Annotated in this window: 22 protein-coding genes and 1 pseudogene; 15 read left to right on the top strand and 8 right to left on the bottom strand. The window is 69.9% G+C overall.

Going from position 1 to position 24,210, the window contains the following annotated elements:
* Positions 1–110 precede the first annotated feature (110 nt).
* The 3 genes from ACIBTX_RS20920 to ACIBTX_RS20910 form a co-directional block, all read right to left on the bottom strand.
* Entirely contained in the window at positions 111–890 is a 780-nt protein-coding gene (locus ACIBTX_RS20920) for a phosphotransferase family protein (RefSeq protein ID WP_396832860.1), read from the bottom strand.
* A 13-nt stretch (positions 891–903) separates the two neighbouring features.
* Positions 904–1,392 carry a hypothetical protein gene (locus tag ACIBTX_RS20915; RefSeq protein ID WP_396832859.1) on the bottom strand — a complete coding sequence of 163 codons (489 nt, stop codon included), beginning with the start codon at positions 1,390–1,392 and terminating at the stop codon, positions 904–906.
* Between the two features lie 108 nt (positions 1,393–1,500).
* Positions 1,501–1,848: a hypothetical protein gene (locus ACIBTX_RS20910; RefSeq protein ID WP_396832919.1), complete on the bottom strand. Its 348-nt coding sequence runs from the start codon at positions 1,846–1,848 to the stop codon at positions 1,501–1,503.
* A 418-nt stretch (positions 1,849–2,266) separates the two neighbouring features.
* Between ACIBTX_RS20910 and ACIBTX_RS20905 the strand changes: the two genes are divergently transcribed.
* The 6 genes from ACIBTX_RS20905 (at position 2,267) to ACIBTX_RS20880 (ending at position 7,685) form a co-directional block, all read left to right on the top strand.
* Complete coding sequence (locus tag ACIBTX_RS20905; RefSeq protein ID WP_396832858.1) at positions 2,267–3,067, top strand: helix-turn-helix domain-containing protein; 801 nt, start codon at positions 2,267–2,269, stop codon at positions 3,065–3,067.
* The gene (locus tag ACIBTX_RS20900) at positions 3,058–3,246 is read left to right on the top strand and encodes a DUF397 domain-containing protein (RefSeq protein ID WP_396832857.1); all 189 of its coding nucleotides are present in this window, start codon (positions 3,058–3,060) and stop codon (positions 3,244–3,246) included. The genes ACIBTX_RS20905 and ACIBTX_RS20900 overlap by 10 nt, the downstream gene beginning before the upstream one ends.
* Before the next feature lie 164 nt (positions 3,247–3,410).
* The gene (locus tag ACIBTX_RS20895; RefSeq protein WP_396832856.1) at positions 3,411–3,860 is read left to right on the top strand and encodes a hypothetical protein; all 450 of its coding nucleotides are present in this window, start codon (positions 3,411–3,413) and stop codon (positions 3,858–3,860) included.
* A 59-nt stretch (positions 3,861–3,919) separates the two neighbouring features.
* Entirely contained in the window at positions 3,920–4,612 is a 693-nt protein-coding gene (locus ACIBTX_RS20890) for a hypothetical protein (protein ID WP_396832855.1), read from the top strand.
* 420 nt (positions 4,613–5,032) lie between these two features.
* The gene (locus tag ACIBTX_RS20885; RefSeq protein ID WP_396832854.1) at positions 5,033–6,772 is read left to right on the top strand and encodes a hypothetical protein; all 1,740 of its coding nucleotides are present in this window, start codon (positions 5,033–5,035) and stop codon (positions 6,770–6,772) included.
* 88 nt (positions 6,773–6,860) lie between these two features.
* On the top strand, positions 6,861–7,685 hold the full coding sequence (locus tag ACIBTX_RS20880; RefSeq protein WP_396832853.1) for a class I SAM-dependent methyltransferase: 825 nt from the start codon (positions 6,861–6,863) through the stop codon (positions 7,683–7,685).
* A gap of 40 nt (positions 7,686–7,725) precedes the next feature.
* Here ACIBTX_RS20880 and ACIBTX_RS20875 read toward each other — a convergent pair.
* Positions 7,726–8,247: pseudogene (locus tag ACIBTX_RS20875) on the bottom strand (class I SAM-dependent methyltransferase); the annotation flags it as partial.
* Between the two features lie 441 nt (positions 8,248–8,688).
* On the opposite strand from ACIBTX_RS20875, the gene rpsA reads away from it, so the two are divergent.
* Complete coding sequence (rpsA, locus tag ACIBTX_RS20870; protein ID WP_357127222.1) at positions 8,689–10,188, top strand: 30S ribosomal protein S1; 1,500 nt, start codon at positions 8,689–8,691, stop codon at positions 10,186–10,188.
* Between the two features lie 196 nt (positions 10,189–10,384).
* Positions 10,385–11,569 carry a dephospho-CoA kinase gene (gene coaE / locus ACIBTX_RS20865; RefSeq protein WP_357170804.1) on the top strand — a complete coding sequence of 395 codons (1,185 nt, stop codon included), beginning with the start codon at positions 10,385–10,387 and terminating at the stop codon, positions 11,567–11,569.
* A gap of 7 nt (positions 11,570–11,576) precedes the next feature.
* Here coaE and ACIBTX_RS20860 read toward each other — a convergent pair whose 3' ends face one another.
* On the bottom strand, positions 11,577–13,202 hold the full coding sequence (locus ACIBTX_RS20860) for a hypothetical protein (protein ID WP_363660736.1): 1,626 nt from the start codon (positions 13,200–13,202) through the stop codon (positions 11,577–11,579).
* Between the two features lie 314 nt (positions 13,203–13,516).
* On the opposite strand from ACIBTX_RS20860, the gene uvrB reads away from it, so the two are divergent.
* The 4 genes from uvrB to ACIBTX_RS20840 all read left to right on the top strand — a co-directional run bounded on the left by uvrB (position 13,517) and on the right by ACIBTX_RS20840 (position 18,584).
* Positions 13,517–15,625 (top strand): excinuclease ABC subunit UvrB, encoded by a 2,109-nt coding sequence (gene uvrB / locus ACIBTX_RS20855; protein ID WP_357170808.1) that lies wholly within the window; start codon positions 13,517–13,519, stop codon positions 15,623–15,625.
* 275 nt (positions 15,626–15,900) lie between these two features.
* On the top strand, positions 15,901–16,740 hold the full coding sequence (locus ACIBTX_RS20850; protein WP_357170810.1) for a helix-turn-helix domain-containing protein: 840 nt from the start codon (positions 15,901–15,903) through the stop codon (positions 16,738–16,740).
* Between the two features lie 432 nt (positions 16,741–17,172).
* A complete protein-coding gene (locus ACIBTX_RS20845; protein WP_363660735.1) occupies positions 17,173–17,541 on the top strand; it encodes a VOC family protein in 369 nt (122 codons plus the stop codon).
* Positions 17,542–17,726: 185 nt separating this feature from the next.
* Positions 17,727–18,584 (top strand): helix-turn-helix transcriptional regulator, encoded by an 858-nt coding sequence (locus ACIBTX_RS20840; protein ID WP_357127240.1) that lies wholly within the window; start codon positions 17,727–17,729, stop codon positions 18,582–18,584.
* A 102-nt stretch (positions 18,585–18,686) separates the two neighbouring features.
* Here the strand turns inward: ACIBTX_RS20840 and ACIBTX_RS20835 are convergent, their stop codons facing one another.
* The gene (locus ACIBTX_RS20835; protein WP_357127243.1) at positions 18,687–18,980 is read right to left on the bottom strand and encodes an antibiotic biosynthesis monooxygenase family protein; all 294 of its coding nucleotides are present in this window, start codon (positions 18,978–18,980) and stop codon (positions 18,687–18,689) included.
* Between the two features lie 84 nt (positions 18,981–19,064).
* Here ACIBTX_RS20835 and pnuC point away from each other — a divergent pair, with 84 nt between their 5' ends.
* From pnuC to ACIBTX_RS20820, 3 genes are all read left to right on the top strand, one after another.
* On the top strand, positions 19,065–19,721 hold the full coding sequence (gene pnuC, locus ACIBTX_RS20830) for a nicotinamide riboside transporter PnuC (protein ID WP_357127246.1): 657 nt from the start codon (positions 19,065–19,067) through the stop codon (positions 19,719–19,721).
* Positions 19,718–20,815, top strand: coding sequence for an AAA family ATPase (locus ACIBTX_RS20825; RefSeq protein ID WP_396832852.1), 1,098 nt, complete (start codon positions 19,718–19,720; stop codon positions 20,813–20,815). The genes pnuC and ACIBTX_RS20825 overlap by 4 nt, the downstream gene beginning before the upstream one ends.
* Before the next feature lie 288 nt (positions 20,816–21,103).
* Complete coding sequence (locus tag ACIBTX_RS20820) at positions 21,104–22,102, top strand: TerC family protein (protein WP_357127253.1); 999 nt, start codon at positions 21,104–21,106, stop codon at positions 22,100–22,102.
* A gap of 26 nt (positions 22,103–22,128) precedes the next feature.
* On the opposite strand, the gene ACIBTX_RS20815 is transcribed toward ACIBTX_RS20820, so the two are convergent.
* A complete protein-coding gene (locus tag ACIBTX_RS20815; protein ID WP_357170814.1) occupies positions 22,129–23,046 on the bottom strand; it encodes an NlpC/P60 family protein in 918 nt (305 codons plus the stop codon).
* A 60-nt stretch (positions 23,047–23,106) separates the two neighbouring features.
* On the bottom strand, positions 23,107–24,204 hold the full coding sequence (locus tag ACIBTX_RS20810; protein ID WP_357127259.1) for a dipeptide epimerase: 1,098 nt from the start codon (positions 24,202–24,204) through the stop codon (positions 23,107–23,109).
* Between the last annotated feature and the right edge of the window lie 6 nt (positions 24,205–24,210).

The following is a 24,210-nucleotide window of genomic DNA, read 5'->3' as shown; positions in this document are numbered from 1 at the left end:
GAGTCGGCCAGCGGTGCGCGAGGTGTTCAGGGCAAAACGAGGCCCGCCCCGGGTCGTCCTTCACGGGGGAAGAGGACGTCCCAGGGCGGGTGGTCAGGGCGTTAGAACGGTCAGCGGGCGCGGCCCCGGTAGGCGGCCCAACTGCCGGTCCAGGCCGCGAGATCGTGCACCCATCCGTGCGTACTTTGCCCGGCCTTGACCTCCCACTTCGCGGCGTTCATCGCGGCGAAGGCGTCTAGGACGTCAGGGGTGACGGAAGACCACGCCGGGAACTGCGCTAGCCATTGCTCAGCTGCTGCCGGGCTGTGGCCGCTGCCGATGAGCCACTGTGCGAGTAAAGCCAGCTCGACCCACGCGGCAGCCTCGGTCATCCACGCCCAGTCGACGACGCGTAGCCCGCCCGCCGTCAGGATGAGATTGGACGGGTTGATGTCGGAGTGAACGAGCGTCCGGCCTTCCATCTCGGGCAGCGCGAACCCGAGCCGGCCCGCCGGGGTGAACCAGTTCCCGCGCGGAGCCGGCGTGCCCTGAAGGGCCTTCAGGGTCACGCGGAGCAGGTCCAGATCAGGGCTACGCGGGGACAGGTCGGGGTGAGGGCCGTCAAGCAGCTCGGCCCCCACCACCAACCAGTCGGCACGCTCGAAGTGCCACAGGACGGCCGGCGGGAACCAGTCAACCGCCCTGGTTGCCGCCAGCTCGTAGCGCAGCGTTTGGACGCTCAGCCCGGTAACGGCGGCCTTGACGAAGACCATGCCGGACGAGCCGACGACGGTCGACGCGATCTCGGCGTGGTTGCCCGTCCGGGCCGGGCGTACGTCGATGATCCCGCCGACGCGCTCGGCTACCTCCGTCACAACCGCCTCGGGCAGGGTGGACCAATCGCGGCGCATGGTTACCTCTCTGTCAGCGGTTGCCGGGCTGCGGCGGGTTGGGCGGGCAGCAGGACTCGGCCTCGCCGTACCAGAATTCCAGGTCGACGCGGTAGCCGGTCCGGTGCAGCGCCGCGAGCGTGAAGGTCACGGCGGTGCCGTCCATCATTCCCTCGGTCAGGATGGGGATGTGGTGCACGAAGCCCCCGGCGACCTGCTCGCACGCGTCGGCATACGGCACGGTGTGCTGCAACACCGAGTGCCACACCGCGTCGACCGGACGGGTCGGCACGACGCGGCCGATCGAGCCGTCCGGCAGGGGCATCCCGAAGTCCTCGTTCGTCACGTTGTCGGCGTGCGCCTTGAGGAAGATCAGGAACTGCTCGACGGCCCGCGTGGCGTAGGTGTGGGTGACGTGCCGGTCGGCGGCGAAGTAGTCAACCAGCTTGCCGAACGTCTCGGAGTCGACCAGCGTTCGGGGGTTGGCGGCGGTCGTCTCCGACTGGCTTGTGGTGACGGTCATTTGCGGTCCCTTCCGGTGCTTTCGCTGTGCGGGGACGCGTTCCCCGCGCCGGTTGTGCCCTGTACGCCCGGTGGCCGCCGGTTGGCCGGGACGGCGACCAGCGGGAATCTAGGTGCCGCCGCGAGACGTCGCAGCCTCGACGGCGGGCCTGCGGAACGGCCCCCACCCCACGAACCGGTCGAACAGGGCTTGCGGGCTCGGGCCGTCGTGCGGGTTCAGGTGGTACAGGTCCCGCATCGCCTCGTACATCAGGCCCGCCAGGTAGATCGACAGGCTCGGCATCGTGTCTTCGTACTCGGCTTTCAGCATCAGTCGCGCCGTCGCGCACGGCCACGGCTGACCGTCAGCGCGGCACGCCCAGTGGGGACGTAACGGCGTGTGCGGCGGGGCCTGCCCATGCTGGCGCGGGCGGTTCGCGACCGGACCACGCTCGGGGACTGAAACCTGCGTGGAGATCACTCCCGACCCCCGTTCGCCCGGAACTCCTGCGCCCGGGTCAGGTGACCAACCCGGCCGACCTCGTCCACCCGGAACGCCTCGGTGTGCGCCGTGACCCAAGCCGGAAGTCGCGTGGCGGGGTGCGGGGCGGGGCGAGGCACAGGCACTTTCGGAGCTGGGTTGCTGCGCCAGAGCTTGAAACGCACGGTGCCTCCTTCGCGCTGTCGTCGGAGGGGGCCGCCCCGATGACCACCCCTCGGAGCGGCCCCAGACAGTTCCGCCCCCGGTTCGGGCTTCGTGAGCGGTCCTGCTAGTGACACTCTGGTTTGGAGATAGCTACCCTCGGAAGGTGGTTCGGCGCTTCGGCGCGAGCTGTGTAAACGACGCCGCTCGGGTGAAGCGCTGAAAAGTCGATCTCTGATTTGGGGAGCTTTGAATGGCCGACGTGCCGGGGCCGATCGCGGCCTTCATCGTTGCGGAGGTTCGGCGGGCACGCGGCGCGGCCGGCATGACGCAAGAGGCGTTTGGAAAGCACGCAGGCTTCAGTGCGTCACACGTCAGCGCCGTGGAGGGCCGCACTCGGACGCTGACGACCGAATTCATCAAGGGCAGTGACGTGGCGCTGAAGACGGGCGGGCTGTTTGAGCGCCTGGTCGCCGAACTCGGTGCGCCCGCGTGGTTTCTCCCCTGGCTAGACGCGGAGCGGGAGGCAACGCAGCTCCGCTACTACGAGCCGAACCTGATCCCAGGTCTATTCCAGACCGAGGCGTACGCGCGGGCCGTGCTGCGGCTTGACCCACGGCTCACCGACGAGGACGTAGAGCGCAAGGTTAAGGCGCGGATGGATCGTCAGGCGATCCTCGACCGCACTCCGCCGCCGCAGATCGTCGTGGTCGTGGACGAGAGCGCGATTCGGCGCGTGCGCGCGGGAGACGAAAAAATGATGGGTGAGCAGATGCTTCACCTAATAGGCTGCGCCGTGAGACCTAACGTCAGCGTCCACGTCGTACCTGCGGACGTTGGCCTACACGCTGGCTTGTCCGGCCCGCTGTCCCTGGCACGTATGCCGGACGGCAGTTGGGTTGGTCACCTTGAAAGCCAGCTCGGCGGCGATGTCGTGGACAAGCCGAACGACCTCGATACGCTGTTTGAGCGGTGGGAAGGCGTCCGTACCGAGGCGCTGTCGCGACGGCAGTCCCTAGACCTGATGAAGGAAGTAGCGAACCAATGGACCTAACTGGCGCGCGGTGGCGGAAGTCCACTCGCAGCGGCACCAGCGGCGGCAACTGCGTGGAGGTGGCCGACAACCTGCCCGGCGTCGTGCTCGTGCGCGACACCAAGGACCGGGACGGCGGCATGCTCCAGTTCGACTCGACCGTCTGGCAGTCGTTCGTCAACTTCGCCAAGCAGCACTAGCCCAGACCCCTGCCGGAGGCCCCCGCCGAGTTCGGCTGGGGCCTTCGCTTTGTGACCAACCATCTCCCGCGCCCTCCCCTTCTCGGCAAATGGACCCGACATGGGGCGACTCGCACACGAGGAGCAGATCAGTCGGGTCGCGTGGTCGGGTTACGGTGTCACCCATGGTCGACCCGACGTGGGAGGTTCGTGACCTCCCTGTACTACGAGCGATTGTTGAACTATCGGACGAGGGCGCCTGGCTCATCGAGCCGCACGAGATCGCGGAGCGGACTGGCCTTGACGAGACCCGGGTGAAGCACGCTCTGTTCGCCTTGGCCGCTGAACTGCCGCCCTTCTTCGACTACAAGGACCTGAACACCTTCGGTGGCCGTGATATCGGATGTGTCTTCGAGCCGACCGGACACGCTCGGAGAACAGTAGGCACTTGGCCGACGCCAGAGAACCTGGCCGATCGATTGGTGCGGGCGATGACGTCAGCAGCAGAACAGGAGCCAGACGAAGAGAAGCGGAGTCGACTGAATACAGCAGCATCGTGGTTTGCTAATGCCGGCCGAGATGTGCTTGTGGACGTGACAGCGGCAGTAGTCAACCGACAGTTGGGCGGGGCGTAGCAGCGTGATATCACTCTGCACTGTCACCTGAAAGCTGAGGACTCGGAGCAGATCGGGCGATGAAGAGGAGCGAGCAGTACAGGCAGATGGCGCAGGACGTCGCCAACTTCCGGGATGCGTACAAGTCTGTGTTGGTTCACATGCAGCCGGTCCGCGAGAACATGATGAACGCGGTGGTGGCGTATCAACCCAAGGCAGGCGCGAGCGGGGCAGTCGCAGATGCGTCGCAGAAAACCTCGCAACTAGCCGGAAGAGCCAAGCGCGCACAGTTACAGTCAGGTATTTCCCGGACCTTCGTGGTCCCAAGCGTTGGGATCCCGATCGACCCGATAACCGCCTGGGACCACTCCCTGCGCGATGTGGAAGCGATGCCACCTGGGCAGGTCGTTAATACCTGCAACCTCGTGATCGGGGCATTGGAAGAGAAAGCCGATAGGGCCGATAAAACAGACCGGACTTTGGTAGGCAGATTGGCTTTGTTGGCCGCGCTTCCAGCCCGGGTGCGCACAATCGTAGCGGAAGATCATCCCAGCCTCGGGAGGATCGGATTTGCAACAGGGATTTTCGCTCAAATTGTGGTTGCCGTCGCGAGTGGCCTGATCCTCGCAGGCGCGACCGTCGGCATCAATGTCTTATGGAGTAAGGTAGCCAAATCAACGCCGGCCCCCAAATCCTCGCCGTCCATCGCTCCAACTACCCCGCCTGCCGCATCCCCAACGCCCAATGCAAGCCTTACCACCGCCCGCAACTAAAACGCTTCTCTGTTAACCGCGACCTGCGGTCCTGGGGTTCGTACTCTGTCTGATCTTCGTCGAAGATGTCCGATTTTCGGCCTTGACCGACGATCGGGTTGTCACCCCTGCGGACAGTGCGTGCCGCAGTCGCCGCCGCCAATATACCCGAGATCGGTCTGTGCGTCCGAGATGGCTCGGCGTATCAGATGGCAACCGCCACCATCACGCCCGTTCCGGCCGAGCAGGTCTAACAGCCGGCTCGATTCGATTCTGACTCGGCGCACGGATCTGGAGGCTGTCGGAGGATGCTGGGAGAGTCGACCAGTAAGCTTAGTCTCGATCCGAGGGAGTTCAGATGGTTGTGTACACCTTCGAAGTCAGGATGCCGTGTGCTCGCACCCTGACCCGGTGGGTTGAGTTCGATGGCATGGGCAAGCCGTGACCGCCGAGGAGCAGACCGAACCGCTTGAGGTTCAACCCGAGACGCCCGTGGCCGAGGGCGATTCCTCAGTAGGTGTGGCGCCATCTCCGCAACGAGACCTGATATCCGCGAGGGTCTCAGATGCTTTCGAGAAGGTGCCGCCGATTGGCGATCGCTGGACTCGCTGGTACGACCTCCCATACAAGTTGCTGTGGTTCCTCCAGACCAACTGGCGACGCAAGATCATTCCCAAGCCGGCACACCGTGCTTTCCGTCGCTGGTCTATCAATCTCAGTCAGTTCAACGAACTTGAGCGAGACAGAATCTGGGACCCAACGGACCGGTTGCACGACTTCCAAGTGCCCGCTGATGAGCACGTGTACACGCCGGCCATCTGGGTGATTGAACTCTTTCCGCCGAGCGCTTTCGCCCGACTGGAGCGGGCGATCGATAGGAACGGCTGGGATCGGGACCGTTGGATGTCTGGAGCCCAAGACACCAACGTCAACATGCTGCTGAAGTCCCGTGCTCGCAGGGGATGGAGTTGGTGGCGCATGGCCTCGATTCAGGACATCAATGGGACGTACATGATGCCCGACGGAGTGCGCGCCCAGTTGCCGCCCGAGTTTAGCTACATCGACTTGAAGTCCATACAGGTTGGCTCCGGCCTAACTGCCGTTGTTGCTCATATCCAACTCTCCGAATTGGGGGCCACACAACTCGATGAGGTATGGCATCAGCCTCACGAGCCGATGTTGACCCGTCGAGACGGGCGGCTACACGCACTTGATCGCATGTGGGCTGGGTTCCACGTTACGCAGACGGCCCGGGAACGGCTGCACCAGTTGGCGCGTAGGTGGATGAATGAGTGCTGCGATGGCTTCTTTGGTGAGTTCAACAGTCCTCAGACGCTGATCGACATGCTCATCCTGGACCAGCACGACCCGACTGACGTTAGCGAGGACCGTGGCCGCGACCAGTCCGATGCCTTCCGAGCGCTCGGAATCACGGAGACACGCGTCCGCCATTACACCTCCCCTGAGATCCCCAAGATGCATTTGGTCCCGACTTCACCTTCATTGGCGCGAGGCATTAGCACTGACCGGACGTGGGCGCTTTGGGGTCAGCGTCAGGCTGTCCTGGACAGTGCCACCTACATGACTGGCTACGGCGACGACCCCAACCGAGCGATTGCGCATCGCTACGGCGACGCAATAGAGAGCTTTTTGGTGACGCTGGCCGTATCTGACTTGCTCGAAACGGTCGAGGCTCGCTATGCGCTGCTTCGGGATCGCGCTCGGGCGCAGCATGGCCGCTTTAAGGCCAAAGTTATCAACGACCTTCGCGAGCAACTGTTGACCCTCAGCATCGACGTAGCGACCTTGCAACGCGACTTGGAAAGGTCCTGGAAATCCCGACCCCGGTTTGAGGAGGAGGCAGAGTTCACGATCGAGTATTCGCCACTCTACCGGCCCAACTCCGACCGGGCGGACGAGCCGATCCACATGAATACCGAGCTGCGGAAGCGTCAGAAAGAGTGGTTCGAGGAACTAACCGCTGCTGACCGTGACTACCGGAACATCCTCTCGACCGTGGCCTCGCTCGGTGCCTCGGTAGATGCCGCCAGAACCGGGCGTCGTGCGCTGCGGGTTGCGTTCGTGTCGCTGGCGGTTGCCTTCGTAACCGTCGTGGCGACCGACGTTGGCGACAGCAGCCTGCTCCACGAGGTGATGGAGTTCCTGCGGAGCCGGCTCTGAAGCCGAACACGGAGGCCCCGAAGGACGAGCCTGTTCGATCTTGGCACTGGTCGCCATGCCGGCTGCCACCATCCGTACCGTTACCAGGATGACCGACCCCCCAACGCCTTCCGAAGCCCGTGTCACTCGCCGCGCTGTTTCAGCCGTAGAAGGCAGGGCGGCGAGCCGGCATTGGTGGGACGAGGACGCTGACAGCTATCAGGCAGAGCACGGCGCTTTCCTCGGAGACGTTGACCTCGTGTGGTGCCCCGAGGGTCTACGCGAAGGGGACGCGAGGCTGCTCGGCGATGTCAAGGGAACACGGGTCCTAGAGATAGGGTGCGGCGCGGCTGCGGGGTCACGCTGGCTAGACGGCCAAGGGGCCGACGTTACGGCACTGGACCTGTCCGCCGGCATGTTGCGGCACGCCCGGCTGGCCGCTGAACGCTCGGGGGTGCATGTGCCGCTCGTACAAGCTGACGCCCTGGCGATGCCTTTCCCGGCGGGCACCTTCGATACGGTGCATACCGCCTTCGGTGCTGTCCCGTTCGTCGCAGACTCCGAAGCGCTCATGCGCGAAGTGTTCCGGGTGCTGCGCCCCGGTGGGGCATGGGTCTTTGCAGTTACTCACCCGATGCGCTGGATTTTTCTCGACGATCCGGGCGAGGCCGGCCTGACGGCTGTCCACTCATACTTCGACCGCCGTCCGTACGTCGAACAAGACTCGGCAGGAGTGCCTACCTACGTCGAGGCGCACCGCACCTTCGGTGATCGGGTCCGAGAGCTTGCGGCCTCGGGCTTCATTCTCTGCGACGTAGTCGAACCGGAGTGGCCGCCGGGACACGAGGGGATTTGGGGCCAGTGGAGCCCGCTACGTGGCCGGCTCTTCCCCGGCACCGCCATCTTCGTCGCCCGCCGTCCAGCCGCCGTGTGACTAGTCGTGGCCAGGGAACAATTTCCATCTTGCAAGATCATACCCACTTGATCGGGTGGGTCACCGAGAACACCCACCGGCCGCCCGGACGCAACACCCGGTGCACCTCGGCGAGCAGGGCCGCCGAATCGTCCACGAACGGGATCGCCCCGAACGCCGTGCAGGCCACGTCGAACGACCGGTCGGCGAAGGGCAGCGCGAGCGCGTCGGCCTGCACCAGCGGGACGCGTACCCCGGTGGCCTCGGCCGCCTTGGCGGCGTGCCGCAACATGCCGGCGGACAGGTCGAAGGCGACCGGCCGCGCGCCCTGGGTGGCGAGCCAGCGGGCGGCCGCGGCGGCGCCGCAACCCACCTCGAGCACCCGTCGTCCCGACACGTCGCCGAGGAGGTGGGCGTCCGCCTCGCGCAACCCCTCCGGGCACCAGACGAAGTCCACGTCGCCGAGGAACGCGCCGTGCTCGGCCTGGTAGTCGTCGGCGTCGGTGTCCCACCAGCCACGGTTGGCCCGCCGGACCTCGGCGTCACCCACGCCGCGCCGGGTCACCCGGCTGTCGTCATCCACCCGCTCACGCTAGGCCCCACCCACCCCATTGGGGCGGCGGCGCGTCCGGCTTCGGGGAAATCGGGGTCTCCGGGGCGGCGGGATGGCCCGGTTTCCAGGAAGCCGAGTCGGTCAAACCGGGTCCGACCAGCCGACGGCTGGGTCCGCTGTGACCTACGAGACAGCAGGGGTCATTTCCGGGCGATTGTTCGGCTTTCGCAGGTCATCGCGCGGCGAGGAGGCGGGAGGGCTTGCACGCTGTGGTAATGCGCACGGTAGGCTAGACGATGCGCTCGCGGATCGCGTTGCCTCGGCAGGGAGCAGGTGCGCGGTCGTCGGAGCCACATCATGATCTCACTAGGCGATCGTTCGGTGTGCCCGGCGGCGGATCCGCTGGCGCGAACAGGTCACTGCGACACACCAGCCTGCTGTGACAACCCACCGACCGGAGCAACCGCCCACATGACGAGCAGCATCGAGGCCCCCTCGAGCGCCACCCGGGTCACCCACGACGATCTCGGTTCCGAGGAGGCTTTCCTCGCCGCGATCGACGAGACCATCAAGTACTTCAACGACGGCGACATTGTCGAAGGCACCGTCGTCAAGGTCGATCGGGACGAGGTCCTGCTCGACATCGGCTACAAGACCGAGGGTGTCATTCCCTCTCGTGAGTTGTCGATCAAGCACGACGTGGACCCCGCCGAGGTTGTGACGGTTGGCGACCACATCGAGGCCCTGGTCCTCCAGAAGGAGGACAAGGAGGGGCGTCTGATCCTCTCCAAGAAGCGGGCGCAGTACGAGCGGGCCTGGGGCACGATCGAGAAGATCAAGGACGAGGACGGCGTCGTCCGCGGCTCTGTCATCGAGGTCGTCAAGGGTGGTCTCATCCTCGACATCGGCCTGCGCGGCTTCCTGCCCGCGTCCCTGGTCGAGATGCGGCGCGTGCGTGACCTGCAGCCGTACGTCGGGCGTGAGCTCGAAGCCAAGATCATCGAGCTGGACAAGAACCGCAACAACGTGGTGCTGTCCCGCCGTGCCTGGCTCGAGCAGACGCAGTCCGAGGTGCGTACCGAGTTCCTCAACAAGCTGCAGAAGGGCCAGGTCCGCAAGGGCGTCGTGTCCTCGATCGTCAACTTCGGCGCTTTCGTGGACCTCGGCGGCGTCGACGGTCTGGTGCACGTCTCCGAGCTGTCCTGGAAGCACATCGACCACCCGTCCGAGGTCGTCGAGGTGGGCCAGGAGGTCGAGGTCGAGGTCCTGGACGTCGACCTGGACCGCGAGCGTGTCTCCCTGTCGCTGAAGGCGACGCAGGAGGACCCGTGGCGGCAGTTCGCCCGCACCCACGCGATCCAGCAGATCGTGCCGGGTAAGGTCACCAAGCTGGTTCCGTTCGGTGCCTTCGTCCGGGTGGACGACGGCATCGAGGGCCTGGTCCACATCTCCGAGCTGGCCGAGCGCCACGTGGAGATCCCGGAGCAGGTCGTCCAGGTCGGCTCCGAGGTCATGGTCAAGGTCATCGACATCGACCTCGAGCGTCGCCGGATCTCCCTGTCGCTCAAGCAGGCCAACGAGGGCTTCGTCGAGGGCGAGGAGCACTTCGACCCGACCCTCTACGGCATGGCCGCGACGTACGACACCGAGGGCAACTACATCTACCCGGAGGGCTTCGACCCGGAGACGGGCGAGTGGCTCGAGGGGTACGACAAGCAGCGCGAGACCTGGGAGAACCAGTACGCCGAGGCCCGTCAGCGTTGGGAGGCCCACACCAAGCAGGTGCAGACCTCTCGCGCCGCCGACGCCGAGGCCGCTGCCAACCCGGCCCCCGCCGTCCCGGCTGCCACTGGCGGCACCACCTCCTCGTCCAGCCCGGCCCCGAGCCGGCAGAACGAGGAGCCGGCCGGCACCCTGGCCACCGACGAGGCGCTCGCCGCTCTGCGGGAGAAGCTCGCCGGCGGTAAGTGACCCGCTGAACGACGGCAGGCCCCGTCTCCCGCGATCCTCGGATCGCCGGAGGCGGGGCCTTCGTCGTACCCACCGGCCGTGTCGCACGTGGCGCCGCGCTCTCGCGAGCGGCGCGGGGTCTGGCCCGGGGTGTGCGACGGCACCGGGCGGGACGGGCCTGTTTGGCCGGTGGCCCGCGATCCGGTTGACTGTCCTGGTGCTGAGGGTGGGTTTGACCGGCGGGATCGGGTCGGGCAAGAGCGCGGTGGCCGCGCGGTTGGTGGAGTTGGGCGCGGTGCTCGTCGATGCCGACCAGGTCGCCCGGGAGGTCGTCGCGCCGGGCACCGAGGGCCTCGCGGAGATCGTCACCGCCTTCTCCGCCGGGGTACTGGACGCCGACGGCGCGCTGGACCGCGCCGCGCTGGGCGCGCTGGTGTTCTCCGACGAGGCCGCCCGCCGCCGGCTGGAGGCGATCACCCACCCGCGGGTACGGGCGCGTACCGCCGAGCTGGTCGCGGCGGCGGCGCCGGACGCGATCGTCGTCAACGACGTACCGCTGCTGGTGGAGGTGGGGCTCGCGCCGACGTACCACCTGGTGGTCGTGGTGCAGACGGCCGTGCGGACCCGGCTGGAGCGACTGACGCGCGACCGGGGCATGACCCGCGCGGAGGCCGAGCGGCGGATCGCCGCGCAGGCCGACGACGATCGCCGGCGGGCGGTCGCCGACGTGGTGGTGACCAACGACGGCAGCCTGGCGGCGCTGCACGACGCCGTGGACACGCTGTGGCGGCAGCGGCTGCGACCCTACGAGCACAATCTGCGGCAGCGGCGGGTCGCGTCGCCGCCCGCGCGCGACGACGCGGCGGAGGCCGACGCGAGCTGGCCCGAGCAGTACGCGCGGTTGGCCGCCCGGATCCGCCACGCGGTCGCCCCGGCGGACCTGCGGATCGACCACATCGGCGCGACGGCGGTGCCCGGCCTGGCCGCCGCCGACGTCATCGACGTGCAGCTCGCCGTGCCCAGCCTCGCGGACGCCGACGGGCCGCTGGCCGAGCGGCTGGCGGGCGCGGGGTTCCCCCGGGTCCCGGGGCACTGGTGGGACGATCCGCGTCCGGCCGGCCGGGGGCGGTGGGAGAAGCGGCTGCACGGCAGCGCCGACCCAGGTCGCCCGGTGCGGCTGCACGTACGGGCGGCGGACTCGCCCGGCTGGCGGTACGCGTTGCTGGTGCGGGACCACCTGCGCGCCGACCCGGATCGACGGGCGGCGTACCTGCTGCTCAAGCGCGATCTGGTGGACGCGGCGCCGCACGTCGGTGACTCCGGCACGGCCCGCGACCCCTGGTTCGACGAGGAGCACCTGCGGGCCGAGCGGTGGGCCGCGCAGACCGACTGGCGGCCCTGACCCCTGGTCAGCGTGTTGCGGGCGGTCGACCGGCGGCGCGCGGTGGCGGCGGGAGGCGGGGCACCACGGCGGGAGAGAGGTCCAGCTGTGCCCACGCGCCGGGGCCGGTGAGCAGCTCCACCCGGCGCAGCAACCCGTCCCGGTCGATCCAGTAGCGCAGCCGCGCGGCGCCACTGCGGAACTCCACGACGTCCACCGTCCGCCCGTCGGCGAGGTCCTCACGGAGGCGCACGGGGGCGCCACGCCGGGCCGCCGGGTCGGCGGCGGCCACCGCGGCGTCGACCAGCAGGTCCAGGTCGTCGCGGGCGGACCGGGTGGTCCGCCACGTGCCGGCGGGGACCGGGAACGGCGGCCGACCGGGCGTCTCGGCCGTGCCACCGCCACCGGCGTCGGCGGGCACGTCGGTACGGGACAGGCCGGCGGCGTCGCGGTGCAGGAGGGTCCGGCGATCGGGTACGCCCAGGTCGGCGACCGCCAGGTAGGCGGTACGGGCGGACCAGCCCAGCCAACCGGCGCCCCGCAGGTTGACCTCGACGCCCACCGGCGCGGCCAGCGTCAGCGTGGCGCCGCCCTGGCCGCGCAGCCGGGCCGGCAGCGCGTTCCACCTCCGCTGCTCGGCCTCCGTGAGCGCCCGGGGCAGGCCGGGTCGGCCGCCGAGCGCGTCCACCGGATGCAGCGTGGGACGGTCGATCCGGTCGAGGAGCACCGTGAGCGGCCCGACGCCGGGTAGACGTGTCACCAGCTTGTGCAGTCGGCCGTCCCGGTCGAGCCAGTACCGGGCCTCGTGGCTGCCGGCCGCCGGCGTGCCGGCCCCGGTGCTGGCGGCTGCCGCGGTGCTGGCCGGTGCCCCGGTGCTGGCCGGTGCCGCGGTGCTGGCGGCGGTGGGCGTCGCGGCGCCCAGCGACGCCTGGAGTACGTCCAGCGTCCCGGCCGTGACCACCTCCTGGGCGATCCAGCGCGCGTCACCGGCGGTCGGGATCGGGTCCGGGCGGTCGGCCGCGAGGCCGAGGAGCAGGTCGAGGACCGACGCCAGGCGCGTGCCGGGTGTCAGGTGACGCAGCCGCCAGCGGTCCGTCGGCGGCACCAGCGGAGGCGCGGCCGGGGTGGGTACGGCCGTCGGGTCCGGCCGGACCACCAGGACCGGGCCGGCGCTCTGCACCAGGCCCCGGTCGGCGCCCGCCCCCGGCCCGCCGACGTCCAGGTAGAGCAGGGAACGCGACCAGTCCACCCAGCCCACCAGCTCGGTACGGGCGGCGCCCTCGCCGGCGGTGACGCGCACACCGGCGCGCAGGTCCCGCAGGTTGGTGACCCGCATGGCGGCCAGCCGCTCGGCCTCGGCGACGGTCAGCGGCCGGGCCGGCGCGGGTGGGTCGGGCGCCCAACTCAGCAGCCCGAGCACCAGCGCCGACGCCGACGTCACGGCGGTCAGGGCGAGCAGGAGCAGCAGCGTACGCCGGCGTCGCCTGGCCTGGGCCGACCCGACGCCGCGGCCGGTATCGCCGACGGGGGTGCTCCGGTCCCTGACCTCGGCACGGCTGGGCCGGCCGTCCCTGACGCCGTGCCGAGCCCTGCGGTCCGGGATGCCGACCCGGGTGGTGTCGGGGGAGGGCGCCGGGGCTCCAGAGGTGTCCACGGATGTGAAACGGGTGGGACGGCATCGGGTGACGAGCCCGGAGTGCGGAGCAGGGGCGCTCGCGGCGGCCGGTCTGCGCCGTGAGCGCGACCACACGGGTGCGCACGCCGGACGAGCCGGGTGCTGCGACCGCTGTGCCGGGGGCGGCCGGCCGTGATGTGACGGCCTGGCCACCGGCCCGGTCGGCCGCCGCGAGCGGCCTACACGAAGAGGGTAGTCCCGGTGACATGGGCCACACAATGGGAATATTGAAGCCGATCACGTACCCTGCGCGACGGCCGAACATGTCGGACCTTCGGCGTACCGTTGATGTCATGGCGCTCGACATTCCTCGGCTCGACGGCCGCTTCCAGGTCGTCAGCGAATACCAGCCGGCCGGCGACCAGCCGGCCGCCATCGACGACCTTGAGCGCCGGGTGCGGCGCGGCGACCGGACCTCGGTGCTCCTCGGCGCGACCGGCACCGGCAAGAGCGCCACCACCGCGTGGCTCATCGAGCGGCTGCAGCGCCCGACCCTGGTGCTCGCCCCGAACAAGACGCTCTGCGCGCAGCTCGCCAAGGAGTTCAGCGAGCTGATGCCGCACAACGCGGTCGAGTACTTCGTGTCGTACTACGACTACTACCAGCCCGAGGCGTACATCCCGCAGACCGACACCTACATCGAGAAGGACTCCTCGATCAACGAGGAGGTCGAGCGACTGCGGCACTCGGCGACGATGTCGCTGCTCACCCGGCGTGACGTGATCGTGGTCGCCACCGTCTCGGCGATCTACGGCCTGGGCACCCCGGAGGAGTACCTGGACCGGGCGGTGAAGGTGAAGGTCGGTCAGGACCTCGACCGCGACCAGTTGCTGCGCCGGCTCGTCGACATCCAGTACACGCGCAACGACATGGCCTTCCAGCGGGGCACGTTCCGGGTCCGCGGTGACACGTTGGAGATCATCCCGGCGTACGAGGAGTTGGCGGTCCGCATCGAGCTGTTCGGCGACGAGGTGGAGAAGCTCTACTACCTCAACCCGCTGACCGGTGACGTGGTCCGCGAGGTCGACCAGTTGGTGATCTTCCCGGCGACGCACTACGCGGCGGGCCCGGAGCGGATGGAGCGGGCCATCCGCGACATCGAGGCGGAGCTGGCCGAGCGGCTGGCCGAGCTGGAGCGCCAGGGCAAGCTGCTGGAGGCGCAGCGACTGCGGATGCGCACGACGTACGACATCGAGATGATGCGCCAGGTGGGCTTCTGCTCCGGCATCGAGAACTACTCGATGCACATGGACGGGCGGCTGCCCGGCAGCCCACCGCACTGCCTGCTCGACTACTTCCCGGACGACTTCCTCACCGTGGTCGACGAGTCGCACGTGACGATCCCGCAGATCGGCAGCATGTACGAGGGTGACGCCTCCCGTAAGCGGATGCTCATCGACCACGGGTTCCGGCTGCCCAGCGCGGCCGACAACCGGCCGCTGCGGTTCGACGAGTTCCTGGAGCGGGTCGGCCAGATGGTCTGCCTCTCCGCGACCCCGGGCACGTGGGAGTTGGAGCAGGCCCAGGGCGAGTTCGTCGAGCAGGTCATCCGCCCCACCGGTCTGGTCGATCCGGAGGTGGTGATCAAGCCGACCAAGGGCCAGATCGACGACCTCATGCACGAGATCAAGCTGCGGACCGACCGGGACGAGCGGGTGCTCGTCACGACGCTGACCAAGAAGATGGCCGAGGACCTGTCGGACTACCTGCTGGAGAACGGCGTCCGGGTGCGTTACCTGCACTCCGAGGTCGACACGCTGCGCCGGGTCGAGCTGCTGCGTGAGCTGCGCAAGGGTGAGTACGACGTGCTCGTCGGCATCAACCTGCTCCGTGAGGGTCTGGACCTGCCCGAGGTGTCACTGGTGGCGATCCTCGACGCCGACAAGGAGGGCTTCCTGCGCAGTGGCCGGTCCCTGATCCAGACCATCGGGCGGGCCGCCCGTAACGTCTCGGGCCAGGTGCACATGTACGCCGACAAGATCACGCCGTCGATGGCGGCGGCGATCGACGAGACCGACCGGCGTCGCGCCAAGCAGATCGCGCACAACGAGGCGCACGGCATCAGTCCGGAGCCGCTGCGCAAGAAGATCCACGACATCCTGGACGACATCTACCGCGAGGCGGAGGACACCGAGAGCTCCCGGGTCGGCGGTGCGGTCCGCCAGCTTTCCCGGGGTAAGGCGCCGGTCAAGGAGACGCGCAGTCGCAGCCGGTCGACCGCCGCCACCACGTCGCGGGAGGGGATGGCCCGCGCCGACCTCGCCCAGCTCATCCAGGAGCTCAACGACCAGATGCTGGCCGCCGCCCGTGAGCTGCAGTTCGAGCTGGCGGCGCGGATCCGCGACGAGGTCGCCGACCTGAAGAAGGAGCTACGCGGGATGGACGCCGCCGGCGTGAAGTGACAGCCGGGCCCGCCCACGCACGACCGACACGGTCACGAGCGGCGTGGGCGGGTGTGGCACGGTTGGCGCTTGGTGTGGGCGGGTGTGGCACGGTTGGCGCTCGGCGCGGGCGGCCCCGGTGTGACCGCGCGTGGTTGTGGTGTGGAGCGCCCGGCAGCCGCTCGCGGTTGATCTCCGTGCCGAGCTGGTCACCCTTGACCGGCATGGGCGGGCGTGTCTCGGCCACGCGCCGGGTGGTTGGTTCGTGCGGCGAGCGGGAAGGGCGGTCGGGTGCGATGACGCCGATCGACGACGAACTGGTCCTCGGAGTGCCCGAGCTCCGTCTGCGTCCGTTCGTCGACCGGTACATCGGCTACCGGGAACGCGCGGACGTCCCCCTGGTCCGCCGGGAGACCGCTGGTGCCTTCGTGGTGCTGATCCTGGGCTGGGGTGCGCCGCTGGACGTGGCCGATCCGCGCGGCGCCGAGCGCGGGGTCGAGCGGGTGGACTCGTTCGTGGCCGGCACCTTCGACGGCTGGTGCACCACCCGCACGGTGGGCGTGGGGGAGGGCGTGGAGCTGCTGCTGACGCCGCTGACCGCCCGGCGTGTCCTCGGGCTGCCGCTGGTCGAGCTGACCAACCGGGCGGTGGGCCTCGATCAGCTCCCGGGCGGCTGGCTCGACCGGCTGCGGGGCCGGCTCGCCGACGCCGGGGGCTGGCCGCAGCGCTTCGCGCTCCTGGACGCGGCACTCGCCGACCGCCTGGCGGCGTCCCCACCCGTCGACGCCCGCCTCGACTGGGCCTGGCGATGGCTCACGGCCAGCGGTGGGCGCGGCGCTGTCGGCGAGCTCGCCGCCGAGCTGGGGTGGAGCCGGCGACATCTGGCGGCCCGGTTCCGGGAGGACGTCGGCCTGCCACCGAAGACGGCGGCCCGGTTGATGCGCTTCCAACACGCGCGCGCGGCGCTGCGCGATGCCGCCGCGACCGGATCGCCGCCCGGACGTGGACGGGCCGTCGACTGGGCCGAGGTGGCCGTCCGATGTGGCTATTACGACCAGTCGCACCTCATCCGGGACTTCCACCAGTTCGCCGGCGCCACACCGGCGGCGCTGCTCGCCGCACGCTCCCCCGTCTGACGTCAGACGCCGTCGGCACGTGAGGCCGTCGGCGCGTGGGGCCGTCGGCACCTGACGTCGTCGCCGCGTGAGGCCGTCGGTGCGTGGGGCCGTCGGTGCGTGAGGTCGTCGGCGCGTGACGCCGTCGGTACGTGACGTCGTCGGCGCGTGAGACGGACGGACAGCCACTGAAGCCGCGCATGGTCAACTCCAGATCGCCGATCTGGCGGTGTCCGACCGCCCGGTTGCCGCCACGTCGGCGACCTGGTGTGGATCAACGTTCACGATCGACTCGGGTTCAGGGAAGTGGGGGCGTCCTGAGCGCGCCGACGGCCCGGTTTGCGGGAACCTGGGGGTCGGGCCGCTCCAGCGCGGCGATCCCGGCGCAGGTTGGGCTGCCCGGGTCACATTCGTCCAATCGGGGGGTCGACTCCGGGTCGGAGACTTGTCGCTATGCGAACCGTCTATCCGATCCTTCGTTATCCCGATCCGCGTGCCGCGATCGACTGGCTCTGTTCCGCGTTCGGCTTCGAGGTGCACGCCGTGCACGAGGCGCCGGACGGCACGGTCGCGCACGCCGAACTCGTCCTCGACACCGGCATGATCATGCTGGGTCCTCGGGTGGGCCCGGCGTCTCCGGCGGCCGAGGACGACTGGTCCGTCTACGTGGCCGTGCCCGACGTCGACGCCCACTACGCCCAAGCGCGTGCCGCCGGAGCGGACATCACCCGGGAGCCGTTCGACACCGACTACGGGTCCCGCGACTACGCCGCCCGTGACCTCGCCGGTATCCACTGGTCGTTCGGCACCTACCGGCCCTGAGCCACCTACCGGCCTGAGCCGAGTTCCGGCTTGACCGCGCCTACCGGCCTGAGCCCTGAGCAGGGAAGGGAGGCTTCGACGGCATCGGATTCCCCGCATGGCGCGACCGCCTCAGTTGCGGTGCGCCACCGCGCTATTGCACTGGGTGATCGTCCTGCGTACGCTCCCTCGATGGGGAGGCGGGGATGCCGTTGCCAACAAGTCCTGTCATTCGACGCGCGCGCCTCGGCGCTGAGCTGCGTCAGCTACGCCGACGCGAGGCGCTGACCCTGGAACAGGTCTGCGACCGGTTGGGCTGGGCCTCGACGTCGAAGCTGTCCCGCATCGAGCTGGGGCAGAGCCGTCCGGATCTCGCCGACGTGCTGGATCTGCTCGACGTCTACCAGGTGCCCAACCCGGTCCGGGACGCGTTGATCGTTATCGCCCGCGACGCGGCCACCAGCCGTGGCTGGTGGAAGGCGCTCGGCGAGATGAGCGAACGGCAGCGCGTGTACGCCGAGCTGGAGGCGGGCGCGGCCGACATCGTCGAGTACCAGCCGGCGCTCGTGCCGGGTCTGCTCCAGACGGCGGCGTACGCGCGCTCGCGGGTCGCCGCCGGTGTCCTGCTCACGCCCGAGGTCGACGTGGAGGCCGAGGTGCGGGCGCGGGCGCTGCGCCAGGAGGTGCTGCGCCGGGCCGACCCGCCGCGTTACACGGCGGTGCTGGCCGAGGCGGTATGCGACCCGGGCGACCTGCCGGTCGACGTCTGGCGGGAGCAGCTACGGCACCTGGTGGCGGTGACCGGGCTGGCGCACGTGACGGTGCGGTTGCTGCCACGCGGGCTGGCCGGCGGCGGGCTGCACCCGCTCACGCCGTACTCCTGGTATGCCTTTCCCGACCCGGAGGACCCGCGGACGGTGATGCTGGAGGCGTTGACCACCGACGTGCGCCTGGCGACCGTGCTCGACGTCGACAGGTACGAGCGGATGACCGAGGCGCTGTTGGCGGCGGCGCTGTCACCGGAGGAGACGGTCACCGTCCTGGCCCGCCGCGTCGGGCAGTAGGACTCGCCCGCGCGGCCACCGGGCCCGGCGCCCCCGAGCCCGTCGGGACCGGCGACCCGCGCGTGCGGGAGGCACGGTAACCGCGGGGTACGACAGGTCCACTCAGGCCGGTACGTCGAGGAAGTGCTCGACCAGCGGCGGTCCGGCGAAGTGCGGCCCGATGAGCGCGCGCCACCGCGCGAACCGGTCGGTGTCCCGGAAGTTCTTCTCGTGCGCCTCGACCGAGTCCCACTCCACCAACAACACGAACCGGGTGGGCGACTCGATGCCCCGGGTCATCCGCACCGAGCGGCAGCCGGGCGTCCCGGCCAGCACCGGGTGACCCTCGCCGTACGCGGCGGCGAACGCGTCCTCGTGTCCGGGCAGTACGTCGATCAGCGCGACCTCAAGCACCATGCCGGCAAGCCTTTCACGGCCCGGGGTCGTGCGGGTGCCGCGGGGTCTGTTCCGCCGTCGACACACGTCCTAAGGTCTGACGACATGATCATCGACTGGCTTACCGGTACCGCGTTCCAGGTCGGGGGCGTCGGCACGACCTGGGCGGAGCTGCTGGGGTTCGCCACCGGAGTGCTCAACGTGTGGCTGGTGGCCCGGCAGCGCGTCGCCAACTGGCCGATCGGCATCGCCAACGTGTTGCTGCTCATGCTGCTGTTCTGGACGGCCGGGCTGTACGCCGACGCCGGGCTCCAGGTCGTGTACGTGGCGCTCGGCTGTTACGGCTGGTGGCACTGGCTGTTCGGGGGCGAACGCCGGACCCGGCTGACGGTGAGCCGGACCGGCCGACGGGAGTGGGTGTGGCTGGCGGTCGTGGGTGTGCTGCTCACCGGCGGGCTCTGGGTCCTGCTGGACCGGGCCACCGACTCGACGGTGCCGCTGCCGGACGCGCTGACGACGGCGCTGTCCCTGCTGGCGACGTACGGGCAGACCCGCAAGCGGGTGGAGAGCTGGTGGCTCTGGATCGCGGCCGACCTGATCTACATCCCGCTGTACGCCTACAAGGGGCTGCACCTGACGGCCGTGCTGTACCTGGTCTTCCTCGCGCTGTGCGTGGTCGGGTTGCGGGCCTGGCGGGCCGATGAGCGCCGACTCGACCCGGCTACCCCGGCGCCGCCCGGCCCGACCCCGGTGACCGCGTGAGCGAGACGGCGCAGGCGCGGCGTCCCGAGTTCGGGCACGGGATGGTGGTGGGGAAGTTCTATCCGCCGCACGCCGGGCACCATGCCCTGATCGCGGCGGCGGCCGCCCGCTGCGCCACCGTCACGGTGGTGGTGGCGCCGTCGCGTCGGGAGTCCATCCCGCTCGCGGCCCGGCTGGACTGGCTGCGCGAGGCGCACGCGGACACACCGTGGGTCCGGTTCGTCGGCCGGTACGACGACCATCCGGTGGACTACGACGACCCGGCGGTCTGGGACGCGCACTGCGCGGTGTTCCGCGAGGCGGTCGGACCGGAGCAGGTGGACGCCGTCTTCTCCTCCGAGGCGTACGGACCGGAGTTGGCCCGCCGATTCGGGGCCGTACCCGTGTCGGTCGATCCGGATCGGCGGACCGTGCCGGTCTCCGGGACGGCGGTCCGCGCGGACCCGGCGGGTCACTGGCGGTGGCTGAGCCCGCCGGTGCGGGCCGCTCTCGTGCGGCGGGTGGTGGTGGCCGGCGCCGAGTCGACGGGCACCACCACGATGGCCGAGGCGCTCGCCGCGCACTACGGCACCGTCTGGGTTCCCGAGTACGGCCGGGAGTTGACGGCCCGCAAGCTCGCCCGGCTGCGGGAGCGCTCGCCCGAGGCGACGATCTTCGACGTCGGCTGGGACCGCGACGACTTTCGCGAGGTGGTCCGCGAGCAGCAGGCGGCCGAGGACGCGGCGGCCCGGTCGTCGGGGCCGTTGCTGTTCTGCGACACCGACGCGCGGGCCACCGCGGTCTGGGAGGAGCGCTACCTGGGTAGCGCGTCGCCGCAGGTGCGGGCGGCGGCCCGCCGGCCGGCGCGGTACCTGCTGACCGACCACCGGGGCGTGCCGTTCGCCGACGACGGGTTGCGCGACGGTGAGCACCTGCGGGCCTGGATGACCGACCGGTTCCGCGACGAGTTGGCCGGGTCGGGGGTGCCGGTGGTGGAGTTGACCGGATCGCACGCCGAGCGGCTGGCGCGGGCCGTGCGGGTCTGCGACGACCTGCTGGCGTCCGGCTGGTCGTTCACCGACCCGATCAGCGCACCCGACACGCTAGCCTCCTAGGACGGCTAAGAGGGTGTGCGATGGCACCCCGGGCCCCAGGTGTGATCACGGCGCGTGGTGGGCAACAATGGTCCGCGAGGAGGGGAGTATTCCCCCGCGACGAAGTCGTCAGCACGGACGATCGCCGGATTCTCGGCGACCGACCCGGCTCCGTCGGTCGCCGTCCCGTTCGCGGGTCGGGGGCGGAAGAGACCTCCGACAGTCACCAGAGTGAGCGACAGCGGCACGCCGGCCCCGCCAGGGGCGTACGGTGTGCCCGACGCCGCGTGTCTGCCGGAGGAATGAACGTTGGACGTGTCCGGATTGGTGTGGGCGGGGACCCTCGTCGCACTGTCTGCGGTGCTGCTCGTCGATCTGCTGATCATCGGTCGGCGTCCGCACGAGCCGAGCGTGCGCGAGTCGAGCCTCTGGGTCGCCTTCTACGTCGGCCTCGCCCTGCTCTTCGGCGCCGGTGTCTGGCTGGCCTCCGGGGCCAGCTCGGCGGGGCAGTTCTACACCGGTTGGCTCACCGAGTACAGCCTCTCGGTGGACAACCTCTTCGTCTTCGTCATCATCATGGCCCGGTTCGGGGTGCCCCGGCAGTACCAGCAGAAGGTGCTGCTCATCGGCATCGTGCTGGCATTGGTGATGCGTGGCGGGTTCATCGCCGCCGGAGCGGCGTTGATCTCGCAGTTCTCCTGGGTCTTCTACATCTTCGGCGCGTTCCTCATCTACACGGCGATCAACCTGGCCCGCCAGGGTGAGCCGGACGAGGACGAGTTCTCCGAGAACCTCCTGATCCGGTGGAGCCGCCGGGCGCTGCCGATCTCCAAGGGCTACGACGACGCGAAGCTGACGACCCACGAGAACGGGCGACGGCTGTTCACGCCGATGCTGATCGTGATGATCGCGATCGGCACCACCGACCTGATCTTCGCGCTGGACTCGATTCCGGCGATCTTCGGCATCACGCAGGAGCCGTACCTGGTCTTCACCGCGAACGTGTTCGCGCTGATGGGTCTGCGCCAGCTCTACTTCCTGCTCGGCGGCCTGCTCGACCGGTTGATCTACCTGAGCTACGGACTGGCCGTCGTCCTGGGCTTCATCGGCGTCAAACTCGTGTTGGAGGCGCTGGCCGACAACAACCTGCCGTTCATCAACGGCGGGGAGCACGTCGGGTGGGCGCCGCACATCCCGATCTGGCTGTCCCTGCTGGTCATCATCGGCACGCTGGGCGTCGCCACTGTCGCGAGCCTGGTCAAGTCCGCCCGGGACCGGCGTCGCGAGCTGGCCGCGGCCCGGCGCTGAGGCCGGCGCCGCGACGGGCCGGCCGGTCAGACCCGGTGCACGCCCACCAGGGTGGCCGTCCGGTCCGCCGGTAGGGGCTCCTCGATCACCCGCCGCCGTCGGTAGCAGGCGTGCAGCATCCGCCGGTCGGTCGAGCCGTCGGCGGCGGCTGTGACGATGCCGATGTGGTGGATCTTCCGGCCGGGACGGGCGAAGAAGTAGAGGTCGCCGGGGCGCTCCGCGCCCAGGTCGAGGGGGGTCGTCGCCACCGCCTGGTCGTCGGCGTCGCGGGGCAGGAGCACCCCGAACCGGCGCCAGGCCAGGTGGACGAGGCCCGAGCAGTCGATGCCGTACGCCGACAGCCCGCCCCAGATGTAGGCCACGTCCAGCAGCCGCTGGGCCACCGCGAGCGCGTCGGCGGCGCTGGCTGGCCCGCTCGACGGCGGGACGAGGTGCCCGTCGGGCAGCCAGAGCGGCGCGGCCCGGCCCGGGACGTGGACCGCCCGCCAGCCGTCGCGGGCGGGACCGGCCGGGACGAGACGGGTGCCGACGACGACTCCCGGCAGCACGACCGGCCCGTCCGGGGTGGCGTGCAGCCCGGTGACGGTGGCGTCCACGACGAGCGGGTCGCCGCTGACGGTGGGATCGGTGGGGGTCAGCTGGTCGGCGGGGAGCCAGCCCGGGTAGCCGCGGGGATCGAGTTTGGCGGCCGGCTGCTCGACGGCGACGACCCGGGCCCAGCCGTCCGGGCGCAGCTCGTCGATCAGCACCCGCTCGCCGAGCAGGAGTTGACTCAACACGCAGTCGCCGACCTGCTGGTCGGTGTCCAGGCCGGAGACCCAGGTCGGGATGTCGACGCCGGCCGTGAGCGCGGGACCGTCGACCGTCCGGACCGCCTCGGGCGCTGACCACAGCGTCGCCACCGCGACCCGGACGACGGCCTCGCGGCCCGGTTGAAGCTCCACATCGACCCCCAGCTCGTGTCGGCTGTCTGGGGGCAACCCTATGAAGAAAACCGCCAGCGCTCAACCACGAGTCTGCATCTTTACTTCAGCCAGACCGGAAATGCCCAGGCCAGGAGCGTCCGGTAGGACCACCGTCGGCCCCTCGTAGCGGATCCCGCCCTGCACCGGCGACCAGGCCAGCCACCACGCGGCGTCCAGGTCGGCGACCGCCGTGGTGCCGTACGCGGCCACCAGACTCGCCGCCGCGCCGATGCCGACCTGACTCTCCATCATCGACCCGACCACCGTGCCGAGCCCGTGCGCGCGGGCCAACTCCAGGAGCGTGCGCGCTGGGTGTAGCCCGCCACACTTGGCCAGCTTGACGTTGACCAGGTCGGCGGCCCGGCGGCGGATCACCTCCACCAGGTCGCGGACCCCGAAGACCGCCTCGTCGGCCAGGATCGGCACCGAAACCCGGTCGCTGACCCATGCCAGCCCGTCCAGGTCCCAGCGGGCCACCGGCTGCTCGACCAGCTCCACGTCCAGCCCGGCGTCCTCGATGCCACGGATCACCCGGACCGCCTCGCGCGGCGTCCAGCCCTGGTTGGCGTCCAGCCGGATGCGCACGTCCGCGCCGACCGCCGCGCGTACCGCCCGTACCCGGTCCAGGTCGCCGGCCGCGTCCGTGCCGACCTTGAGCTTCAGCACGCCGAAGCCGTCGGCCCGCCGCTGGCGCGCGGCCGCCGCCAGGTCGACCGCGTCGCCCGCGGCGAGGGTGACGTCCGTCGGGACCCGCAGGGTCGTGCCGCCGAGCAACCGCGCCAGGGGTACGCCCAAACGCCGCGCCGCCAGGTCGTGCAGCGCGACGTCCACCGCCGCCTTCGCCGCCTCGTTGCCCACCACCGCCCGCTGCACCTCGGCGCAGCGGGCCACCAGGTCGTCCGGGTCGCGTCCGGACAGCAGCGGACCGAGCAGTTCGCGGACGCAGGCCTCGGCCCCGGCGACCGAGGCGCCGGTGACCTGCCACACCTGCGGCGCCTCGCCGAAACCGGACCGACCGTCGGCGTCGACCAGCTCGACGATCAACGTGTCCACCGTGGTGGTGCGGCGCAGCGCCGTGACGAACGGGGTGTGTAAGGGGGCGGAAACCCGGTGGGTGCGTACCGCCGAGATCGTCATATGGGG

Source organism: Micromonospora sp. NPDC049359 (genome assembly GCF_044466585.1).
GTDB lineage: Bacteria > Actinomycetota > Actinomycetes > Mycobacteriales > Micromonosporaceae > Micromonospora.
The sequence above is the reverse complement of the archived record's forward strand: the minus strand, read 5'-3'. Positions and strand labels throughout refer to the sequence as shown.

Excerpts from the sequence above, each read along its gene's own strand:
- ACIBTX_RS20920 (WP_396832860.1), bottom strand. The coding sequence starts at position 890 with ATGCGCCGCGATTGGTCCACCCTGCCCGAGGCGGTTGTGACGGAGGTA.
- ACIBTX_RS20915 (WP_396832859.1), bottom strand. The coding sequence starts at position 1,392 with ATGACCGTCACCACAAGCCAGTCGGAGACGACCGCCGCCAACCCCCGA.
- ACIBTX_RS20905 (WP_396832858.1), top strand. The coding sequence starts at position 2,267 with ATGGCCGACGTGCCGGGGCCGATCGCGGCCTTCATCGTTGCGGAGGTT.
- ACIBTX_RS20900 (WP_396832857.1), top strand. The coding sequence starts at position 3,058 with ATGGACCTAACTGGCGCGCGGTGGCGGAAGTCCACTCGCAGCGGCACC.
- ACIBTX_RS20895 (WP_396832856.1), top strand. The coding sequence starts at position 3,411 with ATGGTCGACCCGACGTGGGAGGTTCGTGACCTCCCTGTACTACGAGCG.
- ACIBTX_RS20890 (WP_396832855.1), top strand. The coding sequence starts at position 3,920 with ATGAAGAGGAGCGAGCAGTACAGGCAGATGGCGCAGGACGTCGCCAAC.
- ACIBTX_RS20880 (WP_396832853.1), top strand. The coding sequence starts at position 6,861 with ATGACCGACCCCCCAACGCCTTCCGAAGCCCGTGTCACTCGCCGCGCT.
- rpsA (WP_357127222.1), top strand. The coding sequence starts at position 8,689 with ATGACGAGCAGCATCGAGGCCCCCTCGAGCGCCACCCGGGTCACCCAC.
- uvrB (WP_357170808.1), top strand. The coding sequence starts at position 13,517 with ATGGCGCTCGACATTCCTCGGCTCGACGGCCGCTTCCAGGTCGTCAGC.
- ACIBTX_RS20850 (WP_357170810.1), top strand. The coding sequence starts at position 15,901 with ATGACGCCGATCGACGACGAACTGGTCCTCGGAGTGCCCGAGCTCCGT.
- ACIBTX_RS20845 (WP_363660735.1), top strand. The coding sequence starts at position 17,173 with ATGCGAACCGTCTATCCGATCCTTCGTTATCCCGATCCGCGTGCCGCG.
- ACIBTX_RS20840 (WP_357127240.1), top strand. The coding sequence starts at position 17,727 with ATGCCGTTGCCAACAAGTCCTGTCATTCGACGCGCGCGCCTCGGCGCT.
- ACIBTX_RS20835 (WP_357127243.1), bottom strand. The coding sequence starts at position 18,980 with ATGGTGCTTGAGGTCGCGCTGATCGACGTACTGCCCGGACACGAGGAC.
- pnuC (WP_357127246.1), top strand. The coding sequence starts at position 19,065 with ATGATCATCGACTGGCTTACCGGTACCGCGTTCCAGGTCGGGGGCGTC.
- ACIBTX_RS20810 (WP_357127259.1), bottom strand. The coding sequence starts at position 24,204 with ATGACGATCTCGGCGGTACGCACCCACCGGGTTTCCGCCCCCTTACAC.